This window comes from Pseudomonas sp. MSSRFD41 (assembly GCF_014230245.1).
In the GTDB taxonomy this organism is placed as follows: domain Bacteria; phylum Pseudomonadota; class Gammaproteobacteria; order Pseudomonadales; family Pseudomonadaceae; genus Aquipseudomonas; species Aquipseudomonas piscis.
The window spans coordinates 1-16,773 of the sequence record NZ_JACKZK010000009.1; the positions used below are offsets into that span (position 1 = coordinate 1).

Annotated in this window: 18 protein-coding genes; 8 read left to right on the forward strand and 10 right to left on the reverse strand. The window is 60.4% G+C overall.

Annotated elements, in window-relative coordinates; genetic code table 11:
* Positions 1 to 59 precede the first annotated feature (59 nt).
* Both H7A76_RS15205 and H7A76_RS15210 read right to left on the reverse strand, forming a co-directional pair.
* A complete protein-coding gene (locus H7A76_RS15205) occupies positions 60 to 854 on the reverse strand; it encodes a class II aldolase/adducin family protein (protein WP_185699245.1) in 795 nt (264 codons plus the stop codon).
* 72 nt (positions 855 to 926) lie between these two features.
* On the reverse strand, positions 927 to 1,982 hold the full coding sequence (locus H7A76_RS15210; protein ID WP_185699246.1) for an ABC transporter substrate-binding protein: 1,056 nt from the start codon (positions 1,980 to 1,982) through the stop codon (positions 927 to 929).
* A 214-nt stretch (positions 1,983 to 2,196) separates the two neighbouring features.
* Here H7A76_RS15210 and H7A76_RS15215 point away from each other — a divergent pair, with 214 nt between their 5' ends.
* The 3 genes from H7A76_RS15215 (at position 2,197) to H7A76_RS15225 (ending at position 8,793) form a co-directional block, all read left to right on the forward strand.
* A complete protein-coding gene (locus H7A76_RS15215) occupies positions 2,197 to 4,149 on the forward strand; it encodes an FAD-dependent oxidoreductase (protein WP_185699247.1) in 1,953 nt (650 codons plus the stop codon).
* Between the two features lie 73 nt (positions 4,150 to 4,222).
* Positions 4,223 to 4,864: a cupin domain-containing protein gene (locus tag H7A76_RS15220; RefSeq protein WP_260497984.1), complete on the forward strand. Its 642-nt coding sequence runs from the start codon at positions 4,223 to 4,225 to the stop codon at positions 4,862 to 4,864.
* A 248-nt stretch (positions 4,865 to 5,112) separates the two neighbouring features.
* Entirely contained in the window at positions 5,113 to 8,793 is a 3,681-nt protein-coding gene (locus H7A76_RS15225) for a hypothetical protein (RefSeq protein ID WP_185699248.1), read from the forward strand.
* Between the two features lie 101 nt (positions 8,794 to 8,894).
* Here H7A76_RS15225 and H7A76_RS15230 read toward each other — a convergent pair whose 3' ends face one another.
* The 3 genes from H7A76_RS15230 to H7A76_RS15240 form a co-directional block, all read right to left on the reverse strand.
* Positions 8,895 to 9,188 (reverse strand): DUF3077 domain-containing protein, encoded by a 294-nt coding sequence (locus H7A76_RS15230; RefSeq protein ID WP_185699249.1) that lies wholly within the window; start codon positions 9,186 to 9,188, stop codon positions 8,895 to 8,897.
* 311 nt (positions 9,189 to 9,499) lie between these two features.
* Entirely contained in the window at positions 9,500 to 9,763 is a 264-nt protein-coding gene (locus H7A76_RS15235; RefSeq protein WP_185699250.1) for a hypothetical protein, read from the reverse strand.
* Positions 9,764 to 9,783: 20 nt separating this feature from the next.
* Positions 9,784 to 10,740, reverse strand: a complete 957-nt coding sequence (locus tag H7A76_RS15240; protein ID WP_185699251.1) for an AraC family transcriptional regulator — start codon at positions 10,738 to 10,740, stop codon at positions 9,784 to 9,786.
* A gap of 181 nt (positions 10,741 to 10,921) precedes the next feature.
* Here H7A76_RS15240 and H7A76_RS15245 point away from each other — a divergent pair, with 181 nt between their 5' ends.
* From H7A76_RS15245 to H7A76_RS15260, 4 genes are all read left to right on the forward strand, one after another.
* Positions 10,922 to 11,350 (forward strand): hypothetical protein, encoded by a 429-nt coding sequence (locus tag H7A76_RS15245; protein WP_185699252.1) that lies wholly within the window; start codon positions 10,922 to 10,924, stop codon positions 11,348 to 11,350.
* A 68-nt stretch (positions 11,351 to 11,418) separates the two neighbouring features.
* Positions 11,419 to 12,063: a hypothetical protein gene (locus H7A76_RS15250; RefSeq protein ID WP_185699253.1), complete on the forward strand. Its 645-nt coding sequence runs from the start codon at positions 11,419 to 11,421 to the stop codon at positions 12,061 to 12,063.
* Positions 12,041 to 12,709: a hypothetical protein gene (locus tag H7A76_RS15255; RefSeq protein ID WP_185699254.1), complete on the forward strand. Its 669-nt coding sequence runs from the start codon at positions 12,041 to 12,043 to the stop codon at positions 12,707 to 12,709. The genes H7A76_RS15250 and H7A76_RS15255 overlap by 23 nt, the downstream gene beginning before the upstream one ends.
* Positions 12,710 to 12,894: 185 nt before the next feature.
* Positions 12,895 to 13,209 (forward strand): DUF2388 domain-containing protein, encoded by a 315-nt coding sequence (locus H7A76_RS15260; RefSeq protein WP_185699255.1) that lies wholly within the window; start codon positions 12,895 to 12,897, stop codon positions 13,207 to 13,209.
* 329 nt (positions 13,210 to 13,538) lie between these two features.
* Here H7A76_RS15260 and H7A76_RS15265 read toward each other — a convergent pair whose 3' ends face one another.
* The 5 genes from H7A76_RS15265 to H7A76_RS15280 all read right to left on the reverse strand — a co-directional run bounded on the left by H7A76_RS15265 (position 13,539) and on the right by H7A76_RS15280 (position 16,250).
* On the reverse strand, positions 13,539 to 14,228 hold the full coding sequence (locus H7A76_RS15265) for a hypothetical protein (protein WP_185699256.1): 690 nt from the start codon (positions 14,226 to 14,228) through the stop codon (positions 13,539 to 13,541).
* 106 nt (positions 14,229 to 14,334) lie between these two features.
* The gene (locus H7A76_RS32340) at positions 14,335 to 14,469 is read right to left on the reverse strand and encodes a hypothetical protein (protein ID WP_260497985.1); all 135 of its coding nucleotides are present in this window, start codon (positions 14,467 to 14,469) and stop codon (positions 14,335 to 14,337) included.
* An 18-nt stretch (positions 14,470 to 14,487) separates the two neighbouring features.
* Positions 14,488 to 14,994 (reverse strand): GNAT family N-acetyltransferase, encoded by a 507-nt coding sequence (locus tag H7A76_RS15270; protein ID WP_185699257.1) that lies wholly within the window; start codon positions 14,992 to 14,994, stop codon positions 14,488 to 14,490.
* 33 nt (positions 14,995 to 15,027) lie between these two features.
* Positions 15,028 to 15,600 (reverse strand): HD domain-containing protein, encoded by a 573-nt coding sequence (locus H7A76_RS15275; protein WP_185699258.1) that lies wholly within the window; start codon positions 15,598 to 15,600, stop codon positions 15,028 to 15,030.
* Positions 15,601 to 15,692: 92 nt separating this feature from the next.
* Positions 15,693 to 16,250 (reverse strand): helix-turn-helix domain-containing protein, encoded by a 558-nt coding sequence (locus tag H7A76_RS15280; RefSeq protein WP_053130558.1) that lies wholly within the window; start codon positions 16,248 to 16,250, stop codon positions 15,693 to 15,695.
* 171 nt (positions 16,251 to 16,421) lie between these two features.
* Here H7A76_RS15280 and H7A76_RS15285 point away from each other — a divergent pair, with 171 nt between their 5' ends.
* Complete coding sequence (locus tag H7A76_RS15285) at positions 16,422 to 16,751, forward strand: low molecular weight protein tyrosine phosphatase family protein (protein ID WP_185699259.1); 330 nt, start codon at positions 16,422 to 16,424, stop codon at positions 16,749 to 16,751.
* Positions 16,752 to 16,773 lie beyond the last annotated feature (22 nt).

The following is a 16,773-nucleotide window of genomic DNA, read 5'->3' on the forward strand; positions in this document are numbered from 1 at the left end:
CGCAGCCTCGCTGCGCTCGACAGCGGCTACAGGCTTTGTGCGGCCGCTGGGGTGGAGGGTCAGTCGCGGTAGTCGGGGGCGATGCGCTCGAGCAGGCGCAGCAGCGCGGCCCAGGCCAGCGCCATGGCGTCCGGGTCGCTCAGCTCGCCCTCCTGCAACGGTCGGCCCGGGTCGTTGAACTGGCGCTCGGTATGGGCGCAGACCGCGTCCGGTGGCAGCACGATCTCCCCCGCCGCCTGGGCCGCCAGTTGGATCTCGCAGGCCTTCTCCAGGTAATACATGCGCAAAAATGCCTGGCTGACGGTTTCGCCCACGGTGAGCAGGCCGTGGTTGCGCAGCATCAGCACGCTCTTGTCGCCCAGGTCAGCCACCAGCCGCTGCTGCTCGGCCAGGTCCAGGGCCACGCCTTCGTAATCGTGGTAGGCCACCCGGCCATAGAACTCCATGGAAATCTGGTTCACCGGCAGCAGGCCGCACTTGGGCGCCGCCACCGCGCAACCGGCCTTGGTATGGGTGTGCAGCACGCACTGGGCATCGTCGCGGGCGCTATGGATGGCGCCGTGGATCACGAACCCCGCCGGGTTCACCGGGTACGGCGAAGGCTCCACGGCCTGGCCATCGAGGTCGATCTTCACCAGGTTGGAGGCAGTGATTTCCTCGAACATCAGCCCGTAGGGGTTGATCAGGAAGTGATGCTCGGGCCCGGGCAGGCGCACCGAGATATGGGTGAAGATCAAATCGGTCATGCGAAAGTGCGCGATCAGGCGGTAGCAGGCCGCCAGCTCTTCGCGCAGGCGCTGCTCGGTGGCGCTGCGCGTGGTCAGGGCGTGGGGGCTGGGCACGTTCTTATGCATGATTGGAGTCCTCCAGGCTGTTGGGCTGGCAAACGATAGGGCCGCACATCCGCCGACGTCCAGCCCGTTGGGCTACTTGCTGGCCCAGGCGTTGAAGCGCTCTTCCAGCTCCTCGCCATGATCGACCCAGAACTCCACGTTCATTGCCAGGGCGCCCTTGAGGTTCTGTTCCGAGGTGGGCACCCACTGGGCCAGCGCCGGATCGAGCCGGGCCGCGGCCAGGGTGTTGGTGGGGCCGTAGGGAATGGCGTGCACATAGTCGACCTGGGCCTCGGGGCGGTTGGCGTAGGCGATGAAGCGCTTGGCCTGGGCCACGTGCCTGGAGCCCTTGATGATCGCCCAGTAATCCATGCCATACAGGCTGCCGGGCCAGACCACGGCCAGGGGTGCGCCGTCCTGGGCGGCCGCGGCGATGCGACCGCTGTAGGTCGAGGTCATCACCACATCGCCGGCGCTGAGCCACTGCGCCGGCTGCGCCCCGGCCTCCCACCACTGGATGTACGGCTTGAGCTGGCTGAGCTTGGCGAAGGCCCGCTCCACCCCCTCCGGCGTGGCCAGGACCTGGTACACGTCCTCGACCTTGACCCCATCGGCCAGCAGCGCGAACTCCAGGTTGTACACCGCGCGCTTGCGCAGGCCGCGCTTGCCGGGGAACTGCTCGACGTCCCAGAAATCGGCCCAGGAGGCCGGGGCCCTGGCCAGTTTGTTGCGGTCGTAGGCGATGGCCACGCTCCACACCAGCACTGCCGAGCCACAGGGCTGGGCGGCATCGGCGATCAGTTCGTCGGCGTGGCCCAGGGCCTGCCAGTCCAGGGGTTCGTACATGCCTTCGTCGCAGCCGCGCATCAGGTCCGGACCTTCGATCTGCACCACGTCCCAATCGACGTTGCCGGTGTCGACCATGACCTTGATCCGCGCCATCTCGCCGTTGTACTCGCTCTGGATCAGCTTGCTGCCATCGGCCTTGGCAAAGGGTTGGAACAACGCCACATCCTGGGCTTTCTGGCCGGCTCCGCCGTACCCCACCACGACCATGTCGGGGGCTGCCCGGGCACTGTCCAGGCCCAAGGTCAGGGCGAGGCTCAGGGCCAGGAACGAACAACCATGCTTGCGGGTGAGCGCTTTCATCGGTGATTCCTCGTGACGGTGCCCTGCCGGACAGCTCCGGCACGGCCCTTTTTTATTGTTGTGAGGGACGCCCCGCAGGCTGGGGCGCCAATCGAAGCTACTGCAAGGATCAGTAAAAAAACAAGTTGATTTTTTACTAACGGTAAATTTTTATAGGAAAACAATAACAACGCCAAGGCAGCGCCCTGCCCTTGGCCAGCCTGGAGCCCGCGCCATGACCACCGCCTTCCCGCACCTGTTCGCGCCGTTGCAGATCCGTGGCAAGCGCCTGAAGAACCGCATCATGTCCAGCGGCCACGACACCTCGATGCCCACCGACAACCTGGTCAACGAGCAGTTGATCGCCTATCACCGGGCCCGGGCCGAAGGCGGGGTCGGGCTGATCGTGTTGCAGGTGGCCGGGGTCCACGACAGTGCGCGCTACACCAGCCATGTGCTGATGGCCACCGACGATGCCTGCATCGACGGCTACCGGCGCCTGGCCGAGACCTGCCATGCCCACGGCACGCTGGTGCTGTCCCAGGTGTTTCATCCGGGGCGCGAGATCATGGAGTCCAGCGACGGCCTGCTGGCGGTGGCCTATGCCCCCTCGGGCGTACCCAACGAGCGCTTCCGGGTCATGCCCCGGGCCCTGGACCAGGAGATGATCGACGCGATCATCCAGGGTTACGCCGACGCTGCCCGGCGCCTGCACCAGGCCGGCCTGGACGGCGTGGAGCTGGTGGCCAGCCACGGCTACCTGCCGGCGCAGTTTCTCAACCCGCGGGTCAACCGCCGCAGCGACGGCTACAACGGCGAGCTGGAGCAGCGCCTGCGCTTTATTCGCGAGGTGCTGGCGGCCATGCGCGCCAGCACCGCCGACGACTTCATCATCGGCCTGCGCATCAGCGCCGACGAACGCGACCCCGAGGGCCTGACCGAGGACGAGTCCCTGGCCGCCGCCCAACACCTGCAAGACCAGCTGGACTACCTGCATATCGTCGCCGGCACCTCGGCCTCCCTCGGCGGCGCCGTGCACATCGTCCCGCCCATGGCGGTTGAAGCGGCTTACCTGGCCCGCGAAGCCGGGACCTTCAAGGCCGCGCTGCAGATCCCGCTGTTCGTCACCGGGCGCATCAACCAGCCCCAGGAAGCCGAGGCCATCCTCGCCAAAGGCCAGGCCGACGTGTGCGGTATGACCCGGGCGCTGATCTGCGATCCGCAAATGCCCAACAAGAGCGACAGCGGCCGGGTCGACGACGTGCGCGCCTGCATCGCCTGCAACCAGGCCTGCATCGGCCACTTCCACAAGGGCCTGCCGATTTCCTGCATCCAGCACCCGGAAACCGGCCGCGAACTGCTGTACGCCCAGGCTCGGCCGGCCCGACAGCGCAAGCGCATCCTGGTGGTGGGCGGTGGCCCGGCGGGCATGAAGGCCGCTGCCGTCGCCGCCCAGCGCGGCCACCAGGTAACCCTCTACGAAGCCGGCTCCCAGCTCGGTGGTCAGGTGCTGCTGGCGCAACTGCTGCCCCGGCGCAGCGAATTCGGCGGCGCCAGCACCAACCTACAACGGGAAATGCAACTGGCCGGGGTCGAGGTGGTGCGCAACACTCGGGTCGATCGTGCCCTGGTGGAGCGCGAACAGCCCGATCACGTGATCATCGCCACCGGCGCCCGCCCCTACTGGCCCCCTTTCGAGCGCGCCGGCGAGCTGCAAGTGGTGGACGCCTGGCAAGTGCTGCGCGACGAGGTCCAGCTCGGGCGCTCGGTGGTGGTGGCCGACTGGCGCTGCGACTGGATCGGCCCGGGCATCGCCGAGCGCCTGTTGCGTGCCGGGCACCAGGTGCAACTGGCGGTCAACGGCACCCATTGCGGCGAAAGCCTGCCGCTGTACGTGCGCGACCAACTGGCCGGCGAACTGCACAAGCTGGGGCTGCCGATCATCCCCTACGCCCGCCTCTACGGCTGCGACGACAACACCGTGTACCTGCAGCACACCGCCAGCGGCGAGCCGATGCTGCTGGAAAACGTCGACAGCCTGGTGCTGTGCCAGGGCCACCAGCCGGTGGACGACCTGGGTGAGCAACTCAAGGGCCTGGTGGCCTTCCAGCGCATCGGCGACTGCCTGGCCCCGCGCACCGTCGAAGAAGCCATCCATGAAGGCTTGAAAGTCGCCTGGGCGCTTTGAGGCTGCTTTATACTCCAGGGCTTTTGCAGGACGGGTGCTCGGACGCGCCCGCCTTCCAGGCCTGGAGCCCGCCATGAACAACCGCAGCAAGACGCCGCCCGCCGCCCCGTCGCCCGAGGCCCTGCCCACCAGCGACAGCGACGCCCTGGGCGCTCCCGGCGGCCCGCAGTTTCTCGGCACGCGCATCCGCGGCCTGCGCAAACGCCGCGGCCTGACCCTGAGCGAACTGGCCCAGCAGAGCGAACTCACCGCCGGCTACATCAGCCAGCTGGAACGCAACCTCGCCTACCCCTCCATCCCCGCCCTGTTCAACATCGCCCGCAGCCTGGGCGTGACCATCCAGTGGTTCTTCGCCAGCGAAACCCAGACCGCCCCCGAAGACCAGGGCTACGTGGTGCGCAAGAAACAGCGACTGCAGGTGAACTACGAAAACGGCATCGTCGACCAACTGCTGACCCCGCAACCGACCCAGCAACTGGAATTCTTGCACTCACGCTTTCCCCCGGGCACCTACAGCAAGGAAAGCTACAGCCATGAGGGCGAAGAAGCCGGGTACGTGCTGTCGGGGAGCTTCGAGCTGTGGGTGGGGGAACGGTATTTCCAGCTGAGCGAGGGGGACAGCTTCAGGTTCTCCAGCCAGGAGCCGCATAAGTATGGGAACCCTGGGGAAGAGGATGCGGTGGTGCTGTGGGTGATCACGCCGCCGACGTTTTGAGGTGGGTAACCGACGGCTGTTGCCGGCCAGAAGCAGCCACTCGGCCCACAGCACCAAACGGTCCATTGAGCTCAAAGGTGATGATGAAATCTCGGTTGAGAAAGCCAATTAGCTCGGCAATCAGACACTGGCTGCTCGAAAGCACATTACTACCCAGCATTGAGAAGGCATACTGCCGCTCTGAGAAACTGCTTAGATGGCTAGATGGCATCTGAAAGACAGTTCAATAGAGGTCAAGGAAGGTAGAAATGAAGCTATTGAAATCGGTACTTGCACTGCTCAAAAGCACTTTGTTTTTTAAAATGCTGGCACGTCGATTTCAAACTGAACGATCTCTTCGCAACGATTTTTTTGATTTAGCCCCTATCGATGCTGCTGATCAAGATGGCCTCTATCAAGCAGCGCTTGAGTTTGCCATGCGCAATCCAACGGTGCGAAACGTCGCCATCACAGGTCCTTATGGGTCGGGCAAGACCAGTGTCATCAAGACCTTCGAAAAAAACTCTTCATACCGCTTTCTGAATGTATCCCTAGCGACATTCAGTGATCCCAACGCGTTGAACGCTCAAGATCAAGATCCGGAAAAGGATGTAACTGTAAGGGTCGAACGCAGCATCCTCCAACAAATGCTATACGGTGCCGGGGCCGGAACCTTACCGTATTCACGATTCAAAAGAATTTCCAGACCTCGATGGATTGAACTCAACGCCATCCTATTTGTAGGCTGGGCAGTGGCTATCAGTTTACTTTACAAGAATCATGATGAGTTACTAAAAGCGTTCAGTTCTAGCACGTTAGCTTGGCCTTGGATTTTTACTGTTGCCTATACCTTATTATACTTGGCAAGGTTGATTTCAAAAGCTTTGAGAGCTTCACACTCAATATCGGTAAAGAAGTTGTCTCTACAAAGTGGCTCAGTGGAGCTGGACGGAATACCCGAGAGTTCAATACTTAATAAACACCTTGATGAAATCATCTACTTCTTCGAAGAAAATCATTACGACCTGGTGGTTTTTGAAGATCTGGATCGATTCGGAAATCCCGAGATATTTATAAAGCTACGGGAAATAAATAAAATAATAAATGATCGACCACAACAGTCACCCTTGTTCTTCCCTTCCAGAAAAAGTCAACCGCTGAAGTTTTTTTACGCAATCAAGGATGATATTTTTTTCAATAAAGATAGAGCTAAATTCTTCGACTTTATCGTCCCCATTATCCCGGTAATCAATAATTCTAACTCCCGTGAGATTCTTAAAAAATGCATTCATGCAGCAGGAAATGCTGAGGGTGTAAGCGACAGATTTATCGGAGAAGTTGCGCTGTATCTAGATGATGTGCGTCTAATTAAAAATATAAGCAACGAATTTTTTATCTATGAGAAAAAAATTGGATCAAACAAGCTGAATTTCAGCAAGCTTCTGGCAGCGATCATTTACAAAAATGCTTATCCCAAAGACTTTGAAAACCTACATTATGGAAACGGTGCGCTGTTCGAAATCGTCCAGCAGCGAACATGTATCTTGACCCAGTCAGTAAAGAAAATAGATAGTGAAATTGAATCTTTGAGGAATCTTATTGCAGACTCTGAAGAAGAAAACTGCAAAGACATCATAGAGCTAATCAAGATATTTTGGGGGCACTTGTGTAGCACTTTCACTGAATTTGACATTATTAGCGTGTATGCTGGTGATACCATCTTTACGGCCCACCAAATACTTGAATGGAATAACTTTGAGCAACTTTTCAAAGAGACAAATCTAGCCATCCACGGTAAGGCTAGGAACAGCTATTATAATAACGAGCAAAAATTTCATCTGTCATTGTCGTTTAGAGCGCTTGAAGAAACCATTACACCTGGCACCACCTTTGTCGAGCGACACAAAAACATCATCAACAAGGCCGTTAAAAACAGGATCGAAATCAACTTAAAAATCGAAAATCTGAAAGAGCAGAGATCTTCTCTGGCTCGACAGCCACTATATCAGCTTCTGAACTTAGTAGAGTTTCAGATAGGTAACATAACAGAGTCACACCAGATTATAGATAGCCGCCTACTTAATTACCTGATTCGAAACGGCTATCTTGACGAGACGTATCACCTCTATATATCCATTTTTCACGAAGGTCGGATGTCCCGTAACGATTGGGATTTCATCCTGGCAATCCGCGACTTCAGAACATCTGATCCAACACTGATGATCGATAACCCATCAGAAGTTATAGAAGAGCTTCGTGAAGAAGACTTTGGTTCAGGAACCACTTTAAACGTCAATCTCATTGATTACCAACTTGACGGAGCTCCGGATTCACCAAGAATGCAGTTAATCATCAACTACTTGTCGAAGCACCTGCCGGAAACCAACCAATTCTTCGAGGCGTACTGGCTCATCGGCAAGCACTCGTCGTTATTGACTCAGGCCGTAGCTACACATTGGCCAGGTTACGGAGTAGGGTCTATCGACACGCCCCTTGCAACACAGCACATCGCGCGAATAATTGCCCACCTCGATCCGTCTTATATCTCTAGCCAAATGAATGCTGATTTGGCGTTAACCAACTACATCTCCGCGCAAGCTGCAGTAATATTTTCTGAAAACTTGGTTTTCGAACAAGGGTTCCAGGCACTTGGATCTCTGGGCGTAAAAATTGAGCAACTCAAAGATATTTCGGGCCTCATCGAGCTTTTTGAATATGTTCATCAAAAAGATCTTTATCGACTGTCTGTAGATAATGTCAGATTTTTGCTGACTCATGCTTTCGCACCAACTACTGAGCACAAAGAAAGCACTACTCGCTTCGATCCTGAAAAATCAAACTATACTGCGATCAGAACTTTCGGGAGCGCCTATTTAAAGGCTTACGTTGACAGAGAAATCAATAATTATTTGCGTGATGTCGCATGCGTAATAGAAGGAAATGTACAAGAATCTCCTCAGGCGATACTTAGCTTGGTCAATCATCCAAAAGTTGATGAAAGTCTAGCGATTCAGTTTATCTTACAGCAAGATCACATTTTCTCGACCTTCGATGACTTACCGACCTATCTGTGGGACGACCTTTTGTATGACGAGCACATTGCCATAACGTGGGTCAACATCCTACGCTTCCACGCTGTTGAAGGATTCAACGAATACCGACTCAATGAGGTTCTTAATCGTGAAAATGTCTTTCAAGCACTTTCTGAAAAGAAAATCCCACAATTAAGTGACACTTCCGAACAAACCAAAAATTTGAGCTGGTTCATAGTTTCCAATACAGTGCTGAGCGACAAAAGTTATCGGCACCTTTGTAAAAGCATCCCCTTTAATTATATGAGTTTTCCAAACGACCTTCCTGAAGAGCGGCTATTAGTTTTGGCTGACTTGCTCATTGTCCGCCTTAATGAAAAATCTTTTGCGATGAGCGAGGCTTCAACAGCACTCAGAAAGACGCTAATCATAAAGAATTTCGAGACCTATAAGGGTGGAATAAGCCAGTATCCTCTAAGCCCCGAAATTAAAGGGTTGCTTCTGGCATCCCCTCTCCCGCTAGACCAGAAGTGTTATTTGTTAATTAATTTGACCGTGGATGAACTCAATGCAGATGCATCGCTCGTCCAGTACGCCGGGCAAGTACTTGGGCGAGAAGATCTCAATGAGAGAGCGTTCGATCTCTCATTAATCTCCTATTGCCTCACCCATGTCAAAGAAAAATCTAAACGCAAAGATATCCTTTATAACTTTGTTGACATATTGTCCGCCGAAGAAATTCTTAGCGCATTGTCAGGCTTGGACTATCCTTATTCGGATTTATCACAGCGTAAAAAACGACCCAAACTGGAAAACACCGAACAAAATAGACGCTTTGCAGAGTCTTTAAATAGAAGAAATATCATTTCATCTATAAAGGATGAAGGCTCAGTCATTAGATTAAACACTTATCGGTAAGCTCCGGCCATTAGTGGCGGAAACCTACCTCCTCAAATCAAAAAACGCCGCTTATCAACCACCAACAAGCGGCGTTTCCATCAACTCCCTACCATGCGGCACTAACTCAGAATCACGCCCTCACTTTCTCCATTCCCCAACCCCAAACACACATCATCAATCACCGCCTTCCCCATCTCCGCCAAAAAATACGAAGCCCAGGCATAACGCTCGCCCTGGTCTTCCATGGCGGCATCCAGCGCGAGTTTCTTGGCGTAGTACAGCAATGTCGAGGCCTGCTCCAGTGCCTGTTGCAGAGGCACTCCGGCATTGACGCAAAACAGGCTGTGGTCGGTTTCAGGGCAGTTGCCGAAGGTGACAAAACCTTGGGTCTGGATCGGCTTGCTTGAGTTCAATGGGCACCTCCGGCCATGGGCTGGCGGAGGTTGCGCTTGAGCGCTGGGAAGAGAAACGAATGGCAGAATAAATCGGGCAGATGACCGGCAAACATGATTGAAACTCCTGATCGACAATGTGCCTGCATCTGATCGGGTTCTCAGGCCCGGTCGCTGATTTTGCAGCGACCGCAGCAGGCTAGGCGGCTGTGCCTACCAGGGCAATGCTCAAAGCGTCGCGGGTTATGTCCATCGCGCAAAGCCCCACGCGAACATAGGGCCCGATCCACGACTCAAGCCGTCGAGCAAATGTCGTGCGGTCAACCGCCCCCTCACTCTCCGCGCCCATGGGCCACGGCCAGTGCCAACAAGCGGGTGAAGTGGGCGATGGCGAAATACAGGTCATCCAGGGTGTCGCCATCCCACTCCTCCACCGCTTCGCGCTGGGCGGTCAGCGTGGCGATGCGCGCCTCGATCTCGACGATTTCCGCCTCGCCACACTGCCGGGCGATGGCCTCCCAGGCGGCCTGGGGGATGTTCTGCTGCACAGAGAGGCCAGCCTTGGCCTGAGCGATCAGCGCAGTCAATTTGCTCATGGTTCATCATCCTCAAGAGACTAGGGCTTGCCGCGTTCCGCCCCTGGCGGGTGGCCGAAGTGGGCTTTATAGGCGTGGTTGAAATTGGCGGGGTTGGCGTAGCCCAGGCGATAGGCGATCTGTGCCACTTGCCATTTGCCCTGGCGCAACAGGGTGCGGGCCAGTTCCATGCGCTGCTGGCGCAGGTACTGCAGCATCGACTGGCCGAAGACCTGGACGAAGGCCCGGCGCAGGGTGGTTTCCCCCACGCCCAGTTGCTGGGCCAGGGCCTGGCTGCCGGGCGGCTCGATCAGCTGGGCGTCGAGCAGGCGCCGGGCTTCGTGGGCCAGGTCCAGGCGGCCGCGCACCGTTGGCGGTGGTCCGGGGCGCTGGCCTTGCAGGTGCGCCGCCAGCTCCACCAGCACCGCCAGGCTCAGGCTCTCCTGGTGCAGGCGCTCCAGGGCGCCCTGGTACGGCGACTGGTATAGCCGTCGCAGCAGGTTGCCCAGGGCCTGGCAGCGCTGGAATTCGCTGAAGCACATGCCGTCGTCCAGCAGGCCGAGCAAGGGTTGCAGGCTGGAGTCTTCCTCGGCCAGTTCGCGCAGGTAATGCCCGGCGATGCGCAGCCCGGAGAGGCAGGCGTGGCTGCCGGCGGGCAGTTGGTCCACCGCTTCCATGGTCTCGCTCAGGCCCAGGGCGTGGGGCGCGCCGGGGGTGTAGTGGTTGAGCTGGCCATCGACCCGGTGCCGCCACTGGCCGTCGAGCACCTGGACGATGCACAGGCTGTCCGGCAGCACCTTGTGGATGCGCAGCGGCTCGGGAAATTGCAGGTTGCAGTCGAAGTACTGCACATGGGCGCGCACGGTGCGGGCGCGGTAGTGGCCGATGGCGCTGCCCATCACTCGGCGGGCAGTGGGATCGAAGACCCCGGCACGGGCCAGGGCGCCGGGCCGGTCGAAGCGAAATTGGGTGTCGAGATAGGGGTTCCAGCATTCCATCGGTAAAGCGTGTCCATGACTGCCTGGTGTGCGGGGGGGCAATGGTAACCCACTCACACTTTGCCCATCGCCACTTGTGAGCGACGGCATTTTTAGTGTGCGCAGCGGTCACAGTGCTTGGCAGCGCGGCCAGCGCCGACTTCAATAGCTGCCCCTTTTCAATTTCTCAGGAGCGTGAAGGATGCACTTGTATAGCCGATGGACGGCCGCATGGGCCATGGCGTTGGCCCTGGTGGCCGGGATGGCCCAGGCCGAGGAACGTCCGCAGGTGGCGGACAAGATGGTGGCCTACAACGGCCCGCATGGGGTGAAGGTCTGGACCCTGCGCATCGGCGAGCGCAGCGCCAACCAGGCGCTGGTGCAGGTGGAAGACGCCGACCACGACTGGAACATGCGCATCCAGAAGATGAACGTGGAACAGACCGCCCGCGACACCCGTTATTCCACCCAGGTCGACGGCCAGAAGTTCGTGGTGCTGGTGCTCCAGGATGGCTATGGCGAGCTGCACCTGCCGGGCCAGGCCAAGCCGCTGAAGGTGGGTTATAACGACAACCTGTCCAGCTACGGCAATGCCCAGGCCTTCCTCAACGACTACCTCAAGGCGCAATGACCCTCGAGCGGGCGAGCGCTCCTGCGCGCCGCCCGTGCTTGTTCCCTCCCCTGATCCAAGGCTCCCCCATGACCGATGCCCAACACCCCGACTCCACCCTCCCGCCCATGGCCGAGCATCCCCAGGCCGCCCAGCGCCAGCGAGTGATCGCCGAGCTACAACAGGTGATCGAGCGCGTGCCCGAGCAGAGCGAGTTCACCAACACCCGCCGCTACCAGGTGTTCGGCCCGTTGCTGACCCTCGCGTCCCTCGGCGCCCTGGCCCTGGGCCTGCACCAGGGCAAGACCGGCCTGCTGCTCTGCGGCCTGTTCCTGACCCTGCTGTTCGCCGTGGTCAGCTGGCAGCACCGCAACGCCGGCCAGCAGGTCTTCATGCGCCTGACCCGGCGCCAGTTGTTCGTCGAGCCGTTGAGCGCGCCGGTCAACCTCACCGACGTGGTGGACATCCAGGTCAAGGACGAGCTGCTGCAAACCCTGCAACAACTGACCCTGCGCGCCGACGCCCCGCTGCCCAGCCATCGCCCGGTGCGCCAGCTGTTCGGCAACCAGGCCGTGGCCCTGCGCGACCCGCAACCACAGATCCGCATCCACTCCGCCGGCCTGATGCGCGCCGGGCAAAAACTCAGCGTCGATGACATCTCGGCCCTACTGGACGCCTACTGCCAGGCCGCCAACGCCCAGCAGCAACTGGATGAGCTGCAAGGCCGTGGATAACGCCGGCAAGGAAGCGCTGCTGGAACAACTGCAAGCGGCCGCCGACGGCCCCCAGGGCCAGTGCGAGATTCATGAGCGCTGCCTGGGCCAGGCGGCCCTGCTGGCCCTGCTTTCGGTGCTGTTGCTGGCCCTCGGCGGCTGGTTGGCCAGCCTGCCCACGGCCTGGCAGTTGCACTCGGCCCAGCTGTTGTTCTGGGTGCCTGGCGCGCTGCTGCTCGGCGCCGGGCTCGCCGGCCTGATGGGGGCCGAGGCCCTGCGCCGGCGCCACGGCCAGCGGGTGCTGGCGCTGAGCGCCGACAGCCTGCAGTTCGCCAACGCCGCCGAACCCACGTCCTGGACCTGTTTCGATGCCTTCGAACTGGAGCAGCGCTACCTGAGCCTGGCCGTGGTGTTCTCGGTGAGCGCCGGCCAGCGCGCGCCAGAACTGGCCCCGGCCGGCTTCAAGGCCCTGGCCGCGCCCAACGCGCGGAGCGTGGCGGCGGGCATGCGGGTCCGCCTGTGGCTGTGCAATCCCATGCTCGACGGCCGACGCCTGGGCTTCGAAGACCTGACCGACCTGCTCTACGCCTACCTCGAGGCGGCCCAGGCCCGCCGCACCCTGGGCCAGCTGTTCCCCGAGGTGCAGCGCTTGGGCGCCAAGCCATAGCGGCACAACGCCTGCCCGCTTGCCACAACGGCAGGCGGGCAGGCAAGGCGGTAGAACGCTGGCTGCCTTGCAGCAGGCACAGGTCGACGCTGGGCACTTTTTTACAATCTTTAGCAAAACCACTAAGGCGCGCCACCACGGCGAATTGTTAGGGTGCGGCCCTCTCCAAGCCCATGCCGAGCCCGATGAAACCCACCTCCCTGCCCCGCCTGCTGTGCCTTGCCGGCTGCCTGATGAGCCTTGAGGCCCAGGCCACCAGTTTTGTAATGACCACCGACATTTCCGTGAGCCTGACCCTGGGCGCTACCCGTGGCACCAGCAGCTCGTTCAAGGACGACAAGATCGTGCTGGCCGCCAAGGACGATGCGGCAGCGTTCGTCGCCAGCGATGGTGGTATTCGCGGCGCCCGGATCGAAGCGGCTTTCATCAGGATTCGCCAGGTACTGAATGACCCACGGCTTTCGGACCAGCAACTGGCCCGCGCCATCCTGGTGCTCTGAATGGCAGCGGCCAGCGCCCGAGGCATCAGGGTGGCGCGGGTCGCGTCGCACAAGATCGCCCCCCCTGCCGGGTACCACACCGCGGCAAACAACGCTGTTCCGCGCTCCTCGTGCTGGCGGGCATTGGGGTGGCCGCCCACGTCCTGCAAGAGCCTCGGCAACGCGTGGGGGCTGCTGACGAAAGCATGCTCCAGGCTGGGTTCATCCACCGCTGCCAGGTGAAACGTAGCTTGGCCATGCCGACCGTTCTAGCGAGGCCCAGTGTGCACGGACAGCGACTTGGCTCGAGCGCTTGAAGCCATCGCGGTTGTGCAATCCGGATCGCCCACTCACTGTTCACCGCGCGGATGGACGAGATTGAACTCATCGGCCAGTTCCCCGGCCTTCGAGAAGAGCAGCATTTCGAGATCATCGATGTCGACGCCCAGCTGCCCTGCAACGTTTGTAATCAGCTCGATGTAGCGCGCATACACCTGCCTGGTCCCGATGCGAAGCCACCCTTGCTGCCTGGCCATGGCCTTCAAGCGCGGCCAGCACCCGTTGAGCAGGTTGTTTCGACCCGGCAAATGCGGGAACCAGCAGTGCTGGCCGCTCCCCTGGAGCAATTGAATGACGTTGAGGGAAAACGACACGCGTGCATCGAAGATCGCATGCAAGCCAGGGTTCGAGAACGCCGCCACCTTCGACCATGAAGCGATGCCCTTATGAGTGGCGGGTACGCCTCCCTCCGACACCGCCTGCACATAGCCTTGCATCGTCGTGGCATGGTTTGCGTTAACCCTGCCCCAGGTTCTTACGGCGTAATTGGCAATCTCCGTGCGCTTTTCCGGGAAAAGCGCCCACTCTTGTGAAAGACCGCGCTTGAGCGTGCGTGCTCTTTCGTACCAGTTCGCACCACTGACAGCGAGCCCGAAGGATTCATAAACCATCGCCGCATCGAACGTCCATGCATAGGCATGAGGAAGTGCCGGCAGGTGCCGTTCAGCATAAGAACGCAAGGTTGTCTCTATCGATTGCATGGACCCGATCCAAGGCGTTGAGCAAGCCGGACAGAGTAGTCCAGCTGACCGCTGGATGAATATCCCGGCATTCATCCAACAGGCCCTTCAGGGCGCCCCCAACCCCTCACTGCAAAAAGAAATGCTCCTTGATGCAATCCAGGATCAGCGCCTTGACCACCGGCATCGCTTCATCATGTACGCGCATGCCCCGCATCGGCACGGGACAGGGAAGGGTCTTGAGCGAGGTGTTCCTTTCCATCGCCCGACCGGGACGCCCCTAGCCCTGGGCGTCGAAGCCCGGATGAAAACGCACCTCGCCCACCGGGCAGCGCCCCTGGAACGCCAGCGCCTGGAAGTACTCGGCGGGCACCCCGGGCAATACCGGTCCTTGTCCGGCCTTGAAGCCGAAACGCACGTAGTAGACCGGGTCGCCCAGCACCACGCAGCCGGCGGCGCCCTGCTCCTGCAACTGCGCCAGCAACTGGCGGATCAAGCGTGAGCCGATCCCCTGGCCCTGGCGCTCCGGCACCACCGAGACCGGCGCCAGGCCAAACCAGCCGGGCTCGCCACCGCTGAAGACCACGGGGGAGATCGATCCATGGCCGAGCAGTGCATCGCCCTCTTCGGCCACCAGGGACAGGGTCAGGGCTCCGGCACTGCGCAGCGCGTTGACGATGTACTGCTCGGTATGGCTGGAGTGAGGGGCATCGCGAAAGGCTTCGCGGGTCAGTTGTTCGATGGCCGGGATATCGCCGGGACGTTCGGCGCGCAGGATCGGGTTCATGGGCTGCGGATACTCTCTGCAAGGGACCGGCGCTCAGCCAGCCGCGTCGATGTGGCGCCGGGTGTCGTGGTCGATCTGCTCGCGCAGGGCGCGGAACAGCGGCGTGGCACTGGTGTAGCGCCGGCCGTAGTCGAGGTTGAAACGGTAGTCGAAATCCGTCGGGTTGCGCCCCTGGTTGTGCTGCAGCAGGGTCTCCAGCTTGTCCAGGGCCTTGACCGCCCGGGCCTCGGCCGAGCTGGCGTTCTCGTACTCGTCCCACAGGGCCAGCAGGCGCTGGCGGGCCGGGGCATCGAGGCAACTGGCGAGGGTCTGCAGGTCTTCGCGTTCCTGCTGGCCCTTGTGCGGATGGGCCGCCTGCTGCACTGCCGGGATGTCGCCATGGAGGGCTTCGCCCAGGTCGTGGACGATGCACAGCTTGAGCACGTGCAAGAGGTCCAGCTCGCCCAGCTGGTCTTCCAGCAGCAAGGCCATCAGGCTCAGGCGCCAGCTGTGTTCGGCGGTGCTTTCCTGGCGACCGCTGGAGGTGTGGGCACTGCGCAGTACGTCCTTGAGGCGCTCCGCCTGGCGCAGGAATTCGAGGCGACCGCCGAGGAGTTGATCGTTCATGGCTAAACCTGGATGAAATGACAGCCCAGCCTAGCCGGCCCGGATTCGACAGGCCACGGATAAAATATCCGTGGCGCCGGAGCAGGCTGGAGTCAGAGGGTTTCCACCAGCCGCACCGCGTTGCCGTCGGACAGGTTCAGGCGGGTCCAGCGGCACTGGCTGGCGGCAATGGGCACGATGGCCGAATCGTTGTGGCCGCTGAAGAACTCCAGCGCCGGGGGCGCCAGCACTTCGCGCCAGCCGAGGTCGTCGAGAGCCCTCTCCTTGCGCACGATTTCCTCGGTACAGAAGCCCCACAAGGATTGCCCCAGCAACTCGCTCAAGGGCACGCCGAATTCCCCGGCGCGAGTGGCCGAGCAGGCCAGCAGGCGGTGGGTCAGGTCGCAGACCAAATGCACCGCGCGCGGGCTGTCGTTCACCAACCGGGCCAGGGCCTGGTCGGCGGCGGCGCTGAGGTTGGCCGCCAGCAGTTGCTCCAGCTTGGCGCGCTCGCTGGGTTCCATGGCTTGCTGGCCGTTTTCCCAGCGGGAAATGCTCGACTGCGCCACCCCGAACAGCTCGGCGGCGTGCTGTTGCTTGACCCGGTGCAGCAGGCGCCAGCGGCGCAAGGCCAGGCCCAGGTGCGGGGAGGTGAACAAGGAGGCGGACATGAAAGCGACAGGTCCCGGCTGGAAATACGCGACAGTTTGCCCGGGGCCGCAGCCTGCGGGCAAATCGGCCTGACCGAGCGCACCAACGCTGGACAAGCGGACCGAAGCCGCGAAAACTCTCGGCCCTCGCCCGCCATCACGGCGGCACCATCAGCCAGGGAACCCGGCAGAATGCTCAATGTGTTGTTCGTCTGCAGCCAGAACAAGCTGCGCAGCCCCACCGCCGAACAGGTGTTCGCCGATTGGCCGGGGATCGTCACCGCGTCCGCCGGGCTCAACCACGATGCCCAGGTGCCCCTGGGCCCGGAGCTGGTGCAATGGGCCGGGCTGATCCTGGTGATGGAAACCCGGCACCGGGAAAAACTGCGCAAGCGCTTCAAGCAGCACCTGCACAAGCAACAGGTGGTGTGCCTGAACATTCCCGATGACTACGAGTTCATGGACCCGCAACTGATCCAGCTGCTGCAACAACGGGTGCCATCCTTCCTGCCCGAATCCTGACGGCCGCTACGCGCCCGTGCGC